The organism is Dietzia maris, assembly GCF_014144855.1.
GTDB classification, from domain to species: Bacteria; Actinomycetota; Actinomycetes; order Mycobacteriales; family Mycobacteriaceae; genus Dietzia; species Dietzia kunjamensis.
In genome coordinates this window covers 1-6,901 of sequence record NZ_JAALDN010000028.1, presented here as the reverse complement: position 1 = coordinate 6,901, position 6,901 = coordinate 1, and the positions used below count along the sequence as shown (strand labels likewise).

Genomic DNA, 6,901 nt, shown 5'->3' with positions numbered 1-6,901 from the left:
GCCGAGCTGGAGCGTCAGCTCATGGGCGGCGCCGAGGCGTGGACCGCCAACTGGGAACGGGCGCGCTGACCACCAGCTCGTCCTGCGCTGTTGCGGCGATTCGCGGCGCCGGACGACTAACCTGAGGAAATGACCCCGGACCCGTCCCCTCCCCGTCGCTCGCGCCGCCCGCGGATCGCCGGAGCAGCGGCGCTCGGGCTCACCGTGGCCATGTCCGCCTCGGCGTGCGGCACCCCGGTCCCCGACCCGGAGCCCGGCCAGAGTCCCGCGGCCTACTCCGGACTGGAGGTCTCGGACGACCGGGTCGAGTACGCGATCGGCAAGGTGACCGACATCGTCGAGGAGGAGCTCGAGGCCTCGGGCATCCCGGGCGTCGCAGTGGCGGTGGTGCACGGTGGCGAGGTGGCGTTGGCCGAGGGGTTCGGCGTGCGCAGCACCGAGACCGGCGAGGAGGTGGACGCGCGGACGGTCTTCCCCATGGCGTCGGTCTCCAAGCCGGTCAGCGCCACCGTCGTGGCCGCGGAGACCGCCGAGAGCGAGATCGACTGGTCGACTCCCGTGCGCGAGCACCTCCCGTGGTTCGCCCTGTCCGATCCGGGCGTGACCGCCGACGTGACGGTGGGCGACCTGTTCGCGCACCGCTCCGGGTTGCCCGAGCACGCAGGCGACGATATCGAGGACCTCGGGTACGACCGCCCGGCGATCCTGCACGGGCTGCGCCACCTGCCGCTGGAGCCGTTCCGCGCCTCGTACGCGTACACCAACTTCGGGCTCACCGCCGGAGCCGAAGCCGTGGCCGTCGCGGCCGGCACCCCCTGGCCCGAGCTGGCCCGCGAGCGGCTCTTCGACCCCCTCGACATGGACGACACCTCCTACTCCTACGAGGACCTGCTCGACCGCCACAACCGCGTCGTCGGCCACGTCCGCGCTGCCGCCGACGAGTCGGGCGAGTCGTCCGGCGACTGGGTCCCGGCCGATCCCGCGCGTGACCCGGACGCCCAGGCCCCCGCGGGGGGCCTGAGCTCGTCGGTCACGGACATGGCGCGGTGGATGTCGATGGTGCTCGCCGACGGCGCCGGGCCCGGCGGCTCGCAGGTCGTCCCCTCCGACGCACTCCGACAGGCTCTGACCCCGCAGGCCGTGTCCTCACCCCCGCAGTCCGCGGCAGACCGGACCGGGACCTACGGCTACGGGTTCAACATCTCCACCAGCTCCTCCGGCCGCGTCGAGTGGAGTCACTCCGGGGCGTTCGCGCTCGGCGCCGGAACTGCGATGCTCATGATGCCGTCGCTGGACCTCGGCATCATCACCCTGACCAACGCCTCGCCCGTCGGGGTGGCCGAGACGATCAATTCGCGCTTCGCGGACTACGCGCAGTTCGGCGACCCCACCCTGAAGTGGCGGGAGCTGTACGGCGAGGCGTTCGGCCCACTGCTGGCCCCCGTCGGCGACCTGGTCTCCACTCGGCAACCCTCCGCCCCCGCACCGCCGCGCCCGGCGGACGAGCTGGTGGGCGTCTACCGCAACGACTACTTCGGCGAGATCGAGATCCGCCGCGTCGCCTCACAGCCTGACCGGGGATCGGACGGGGATCCGGACGATCCGCCGGACGCCGGCCCCGCACTCGCGCTGGACGTGGGCCCGGGACCGCAGGTCTGGCCGCTCGAACACTGGGACGGCGACACCTTCGCCGTGAGTCCGGTCGGTGAGAACTGGCCGCCCGGCTCCCGCGGCAGCGTCACCTTCGACGGCGATACGGTGACGGTGGAGCTCCTCGACGGCAACGGCCTGGGCACCTTCACCCGCGTCGGAGAGGACGAGACGGGCGACTGACCGCGGGGCCGCCAGGGTCCACCGGCTGGTGCCGACGCCGGCGGGACCTACCCCTCGTGGGCCGCCTCCAGCCGCGCCGCGCGCCGCCGGTCCCGCTTGGCGTCCGCGTCCGGGGTCGTGAGGAACGTGGAGAACCAGGCCATCCGGGGATCAGCGTCCACGAGGAACGCCTTGACCGCCAACGTCAGCGGGACGGCGAGGATGGCGCCCAGCGCCCCGGCGATCGCCGACCAGAACACCAGTGACAGGAACGTCACCGTGGGGGTCAGCCCCACCGCGTCGCCCGTGAACTTGGGCTGGATGAAGCTCTGCATGACCAGGTTGACGACGCTGTAGATCACCACCACCCAGATGGCCTCGACCGGCCCCCCGGTGAGCAGCGCGAACAATGCCGGCGGCACCAGCCCCAGCACGAAGCCGATGTTGGGGATGTAGTTGGTGACGAACGCCAGCACGCCCCACACCAGCGCCAGCGGCACGCCGAGGATCATCAGTGCCACCGTGTCGATCACCGCCACGAGGAGACCGAAGACCGTGGAAACGATCCAGTACGACTTCACGCCGTCGGTGAACGACCCGAGGGCGTCGGCGAGCCGGGGCCGCTGCCGGGCGATCACCGCGCGACGCCTCGTGATGCCGGGGACGTCGAACACGAGGAACGTCAGCGCGATGACCAGGACGGTGAGCTGACCGCCGGCCGAGGACAACTGACCGGCGACGTTCTGCAGGGTACCGACGATCGTGGTGGGGTCCACGCCCTGGAGGCTCGAGGTGACCTGATCCTCGCTCACGCCGAAAGTGCCGAGGAACGCGATCGTCTGCTCGTACAGCTCGATGAACTTGTCCTGGTACTGCGGGATCTCCTCGGCTGCGACCCACAATGCCCACACCAGCATCCCGACCAGCGCGGCCAGCAGCAGGTAGAGCACCAGCAGGACGATGATCATCGCCCCCCAGCGGGGCAGCCCGGCCCGCTGCAGCAGCCGCTGCAGGGGCTGGGCGGCGATGACCAGGTTCAGCGCCAGAAACGCCGGCATCAGCAGACTCGCATGTTCGGACAGTCCCCACACCACCACGAACAGGGCCGCGAGGGACACCGCCGTGACGCCGGCGATGCCCCAGCCCTTGGGTTCCTCGTGGGGGGCGAGCGCCTCCGGCGTCGGCGCCGCCGGAGGGCCCACGTTGTCTCCGCTGCTAGTCATGACGCTCCTCACGAGTGGCGCCCCGTGCGCCGGACGCCGCTCAGCGTATCCCGATCAGTCCGCGGAGAAACCGCTCAGCTCCCGGCGAGCGCCGAACGGATGGCGTCGACGTCCACCGAATCGAGATCCGCCGGATCCCAGGTGGGGTTGCGGTCCTTGTCGATCACGACGGCCCGCACGCCCTCGACGAAGTCCGGGCGGGCGGTGATCCAGGCGCCCAGGGCCAGCTCGTTGTCCAGGCACTCCCGCAGGTCCTCCGCCTTCGCCCCGGCGCGCAGCAGCTCGATGGTGGCGACGATCGACGTGGGGCAGTGCGACCGCAACATCTCGAGAGTGGACGTGGCCCACTCGTCCTGCTCACCGGACTCCAGCGCCGCGATCATCTCCTGCGCGGTGTCGAGGGAGAAGACGTCCTCGATGCGCTCGATACGGGCCTCGACGGCGGACTCCCCCGCCTCGGCGCGCTCGAGACCGAACCTCTTCAGCGCGTCGGCCAAGCCGATGGCAGCGACGGCGTCGACGAAGGCGTTGCGCTCGTCGTCGTCGATCAGGTGGGTGGCCAGGCCGGTGAAGAGGGCGTCGGCGGAGTTCATCCGCACGCCCGTCGTGCCCAGGTAGATCGCCACGGCCAGGCCGCGTGCGCCGCCGCCGCACAGGCGCGGAAGGAAGTGGCTGGCGCCGACGTCCGGGATGAAGCCGATCGCCGTCTCCGGCATGGCCATCATGACCTTCTTGGTCACCACGCGGTGCGAACCGTTGATCGAGACTCCCAGGCCTCCGCCCATGGCCACCCCGTGGATCACGGCGACCGTGGGGACGCGGTGCGTGTGGTACGCCAGATCCATCGCGTACTCCTCGGAGAAGAACTCGTGGTTCCTCTCGTGCTCACCGGCCGCCGCGGCGTCGCGCAGCGCGCGGATGTCGCCACCCGCACAGAACGCCTTCTCCGAGGTGCTGGTGGTGACGACGGCCTCGACGTCCTCGTCCTTGGACGCCTGGTCCAGCGCCGTGTGCAGGGCCCGGCACATGGACAGGTCCAGCGAGTTCAGGGCCTTGGGGCGGTCCAGGACGATGTGCTGTATCCGGCCATCACGCCGGCTGCTGACGAATTCGCTCATGACCCCATAGTGTCAGGCCGCCCACCGACCGTCGCACGGATACTAGGAATTCCTACTTCACTGCCCCCGATGCGGGCCCGCCGCCTCAGCCCTCCAACAACTGCGAGGCCACGTCCGGCACGTACCTGAACTCCTCGCGCGGCGGGCGGTCGTAGCTCGAGTCCGCACCCTTCGGCCGCTCGGGGATCTCCAGCTCCGGCGGGTCGAGCTTCTCCCACGGCACGGTCGACAGCAGGTGCGAGATGACGTTGATCCGCGAGCGCTTCTTGTCCTCGGACTCGACCGTGAACCACGGCGCCTCGGGGATGTCGGTGTGGACGAACATCTCGTCCTTGGCCCGGCTGTAGTCCTCCCACCGGGTGATGGACTCCAGGTCCATCGGCGAGAGCTTCCAGCGGCGCATCGGGTCGTCATGGCGCGACCGGAACCGGCGCTCCTGCTCCTCGTCGGACACGGAGAACCAGTACTTGCGGAGCATGATCCCGTCCTCCACCAGCAGCCGCTCGAAGATCGGAGCCTGGTGCAGGAACCGCCGGTACTCGTCGGGTGTGCAGAAACCCATCACCCGCTCCACCCCGGCCCGGTTGTACCAGGACCGGTCGAAGATCACGATCTCCCCGGCCGCCGGCAGGTGCTCGATGTAGCGCTGGAAGTACCACTGCGTCTTGTGCACCTCCGTCGGGGCGGGCAATGCCACGATCCGGGCGTGCCTCGGGTTGAGGTACTGCGTGATCCGCTTGATGGCCGAGCCCTTGCCCGCGGCGTCGCGCCCCTCGAAGACCACCACCATCCGGTTGCCGGTCTCCCGGAGCCAGGCCTGCATCTCGACCAGCTCCGCCTGCAGCCGCTCGAGCTCGGCCTCGTAGGCCTTCTTCGGCAGCTTCTCCAGACCGCTGGGCAGGAGGTCCTTCTTCTTCGCACCGCTCTTGGCACCGCTCTTGGACGCGCTCTTGCTGCCGCTCTTGCCGGAGGGTTTCTTGCTGCTCATGGCCTGAGCCTACGGACCCGACCCGGCCTCCTCGACCGGGACGACGATATTGACAGTTTTCGTCAACACTGTCTAGTTTCACGCCCATGCGGCACATCTCCCGCCGGGGCTTCCTCGGCACCGTCGCCGCCGCCGGGGTCGCCGCCCTGGCCACCGACCCCGCGGCTGCCGCCCGGCCGAGCGACTCCGCCGGCGCCGCGACCGACTCCCCCGCACCCGGACGGATCCCCCACGATGTGCAGGACCACCGGTGCATCGTGGTCGGGAGCGGATTCGGCGGCGGCATCTCAGCGCTTCGTCTCGCTGAGGCGGGCGTCGCCGTCGTCGTCGTCGAACGAGGCCGTCGCTGGCCCACCGGACCGGGCTCCACCACCTTCCCCAGCGCCACCTCCCCCGACGAGCGCGCCCTGTGGTTCACGGTGATGGTCGGCTACGGCGTCAGCGCCGACCGCGGTCGGGTCGTCTACGACTCCGCGCAGGACCGCGGGATCATCCGATGGCCGGCCGGCGGCGGCTCCAACATCCTCACCCACGTCGACCGCACCGCACGCGACATCGCCGGCCCGACCGGCCACCTCACGGACACCAACCGCATGCTCAACTCCACCTGGCACCCACTCGGCGGCGCCGTCATGGGACAAGTCTGCGACCTCGACGGCCGCGTCCCGGGCCAGCGCGGGCTGTACGTCGTCGACGGCGCGCTCATCCCCGGCACGACCGCCGCGTGCAACCCGTCGCTGACCATCGCCGCGATCGCCGAGCGCCCGCTGGACAGGATCGTGCGGCAGGACGTGGGCGCTGTATTCTAGGGGCGCCGTCTTTTAGGCACGGCGTCCGGCGGCGTCCGGGATACTGGCGGGGTGCGCTCCCGCGACTCCATCCTCGACGCCACCCGAGCCGTCATCGGGCGCGCCGGTTTCGGGGGCGTCACGATCGCCGCGGTCGCCAAGCGGGCCGAGGTCAGCCGCCAGACCGTCTACTCCATCTTCGGCAGCCGCGAGGACCTGGTCTCGCAGGCCGTCTCCGAGCGACTCACCATGCTCACCGGCGCGTTCACCGATGTGCTCGACGCCGCGACGACGCCCCTCGAGGTGGGCGTGCACGTGGGCTGGTCGGTGCTGTGCCTGGACTCGCCCGAGGCCCGCTCCGACGACGACCTCCGCACCTTCCTCACCACCTGGCTGGCGCCGCTGCTGGAGACGTTCGGGAGGTGAGCGACGTACTCGTCCTGTGGGACCTCGACCTCACCCTCCTCGACCCCGCCGGCTTCGGGACCCGCATGATCACCCCGGCGCTCGCCGACCTCCTCGGCCGCGACCCCGTCATGGGCGTGTCCTTCGCCGGACGGACCGACCGCGCGATCCTCACCGATCTGCTCGAGATCAACGGGATAGGTGTCGACGACGACGAGGTGGTCCATTCCCTCATGGACGCCGTGGCCCGGCGCTGCGAAACGTTCGGGGACGATCTCCTGGCCGGAGGTGGCGGTCCCCTGCCCGGCGCCCACGAAGCTGTCGCCGCCCTGGCCGCGGACCCGCGACTGCACCAGGGGATCGTCACGGGCAACATGCGGCGGACGGCGCTGCTCAAGCTGCGGCTCTGTGGCTTCGACGGGCTGCCCGATCCCGGACTCGGCGCGTTCGGTGATCACCACGCGGACCGCGCCCACCTCGTCCGCGACGCCCTCGCCGCCGCCCGGGCCCGCGGTGTGGACGTGACCCCCGGGCGGTCGGTGGTCGTGGGCGATCACGTGCACGATG

At 70.8% G+C, this 6,901-nt stretch carries 6 protein-coding genes and 2 pseudogenes; 5 read left to right on the top strand and 3 right to left on the bottom strand.

The features are described from left to right. Nucleotides 1–129: 129 nt before the first annotated feature. The gene (locus tag G6024_RS00880; RefSeq protein ID WP_159147610.1) at nucleotides 130–1,833 is read left to right on the top strand and encodes a serine hydrolase domain-containing protein; all 1,704 of its coding nucleotides are present in this window, start codon (nucleotides 130–132) and stop codon (nucleotides 1,831–1,833) included. 47 nt (nucleotides 1,834–1,880) lie between these two features. Here G6024_RS00880 and G6024_RS00875 read toward each other — a convergent pair whose 3' ends face one another. From G6024_RS00875 to ppk2, 3 genes are all read right to left on the bottom strand, one after another. Further along, the gene (locus G6024_RS00875; protein ID WP_159147609.1) at nucleotides 1,881–3,035 is read right to left on the bottom strand and encodes an AI-2E family transporter; all 1,155 of its coding nucleotides are present in this window, start codon (nucleotides 3,033–3,035) and stop codon (nucleotides 1,881–1,883) included. A 74-nt stretch (nucleotides 3,036–3,109) separates the two neighbouring features. After that, a complete protein-coding gene (locus G6024_RS00870) occupies nucleotides 3,110–4,153 on the bottom strand; it encodes an enoyl-CoA hydratase/isomerase family protein (protein WP_159147608.1) in 1,044 nt (347 codons plus the stop codon). A gap of 85 nt (nucleotides 4,154–4,238) precedes the next feature. Continuing rightward, on the bottom strand, nucleotides 4,239–5,141 hold the full coding sequence (ppk2, locus tag G6024_RS00865) for a polyphosphate kinase 2 (RefSeq protein ID WP_235027705.1): 903 nt from the start codon (nucleotides 5,139–5,141) through the stop codon (nucleotides 4,239–4,241). Nucleotides 5,142–5,227: 86 nt separating this feature from the next. On the opposite strand from ppk2, the pseudogene G6024_RS16515 reads away from it, so the two are divergent. From G6024_RS16515 to G6024_RS00850, 4 genes and pseudogenes are all read left to right on the top strand, one after another. Continuing rightward, nucleotides 5,228–5,299: pseudogene (locus G6024_RS16515) on the top strand (twin-arginine translocation signal domain-containing protein); the annotation flags it as partial. Between the two features lie 393 nt (nucleotides 5,300–5,692). Beyond that, nucleotides 5,693–5,950: pseudogene (locus G6024_RS16510) on the top strand (GMC oxidoreductase); the annotation flags it as partial. Between the two features lie 51 nt (nucleotides 5,951–6,001). After that, entirely contained in the window at nucleotides 6,002–6,355 is a 354-nt protein-coding gene (locus tag G6024_RS00855; RefSeq protein ID WP_159147606.1) for a TetR/AcrR family transcriptional regulator, read from the top strand. After that, the coding region (locus G6024_RS00850) for an HAD family hydrolase (RefSeq protein ID WP_159147605.1) at nucleotides 6,352–6,901 on the top strand (550 nt) is incomplete at its 3' end. The genes G6024_RS00855 and G6024_RS00850, both read left to right, overlap by 4 nt.

Coding starts and splice junctions, on each gene's coding strand:
- G6024_RS00880 (WP_159147610.1), top strand. CDS start 130: ATGACCCCGGACCCGTCCCCTCCCCGTCGCTCGCGCCGCCCGCGGATC.
- G6024_RS00875 (WP_159147609.1), bottom strand. CDS start 3,035: ATGACTAGCAGCGGAGACAACGTGGGCCCTCCGGCGGCGCCGACGCCG.
- G6024_RS00870 (WP_159147608.1), bottom strand. CDS start 4,153: ATGAGCGAATTCGTCAGCAGCCGGCGTGATGGCCGGATACAGCACATC.
- ppk2 (WP_235027705.1), bottom strand. CDS start 5,141: ATGAGCAGCAAGAAACCCTCCGGCAAGAGCGGCAGCAAGAGCGCGTCC.